Source organism: Nocardia spongicola (assembly GCF_047200775.1).
In the GTDB taxonomy this organism is placed as follows: domain Bacteria; phylum Actinomycetota; class Actinomycetes; order Mycobacteriales; family Mycobacteriaceae; genus Nocardia.
The window spans coordinates 1-529 of sequence record NZ_JBJZOO010000061.1; the positions used below are offsets into that span (position 1 = coordinate 1).

The 529-nt window shown below is 65.4% G+C and carries 1 protein-coding gene; it reads left to right on the forward strand.

Going from position 1 to position 529, the window contains the following annotated elements; all coding sequences use genetic code 11:
- On the forward strand, positions 1 to 529 hold a 529-nt coding region (locus ACL02S_RS24195), incomplete at both ends, for an LLM class flavin-dependent oxidoreductase (protein WP_412804797.1).

Consider the following 529-nt stretch of genomic DNA (forward strand, 5'->3'; position numbering starts at 1 on the left):
AATATCTTCGATTGGCGCAAGCCACAGCGGCATGTGGCTATGCGGGATTCGCCCTGACCGACCACTACAACGCGGAGGATCCACCTGGGCCGACCGACGCCTGGGTGACCTTGGCTGGGCTGGCCCGCGAAACCTCCAGGATCCGGCTCGGGGTACTGGTGACCGCGGCGACCTTCCGCGCACCGGGCCCCCTGGCCATCCAGGTCGCCCAAATCGACCAGATGAGCGGCGGCCGGATCGACTTCGGTATCGGCACGGGCTGGAACCAACTCGACCACCAGTACTACGGCATCCCCTTCCCACCCCTGCGACAACGGTTCGACCGGCTCGAAGAATACTTGGCCGTGATCAGCGGCCTATGGCGCACACCAACCGGTGAACGGTTCAGCTACCACGGCAACCACTTCCACCTCGAGGACTCACCGGCACTCCCCAAGCCGGCCCAACCGGGGGGCCCGCCCATCGTGATGGGCGGTTTGGGCCCTAAACGCACTCCAGCACTCAGCGCCCGCTACGCCGACGAATTCAA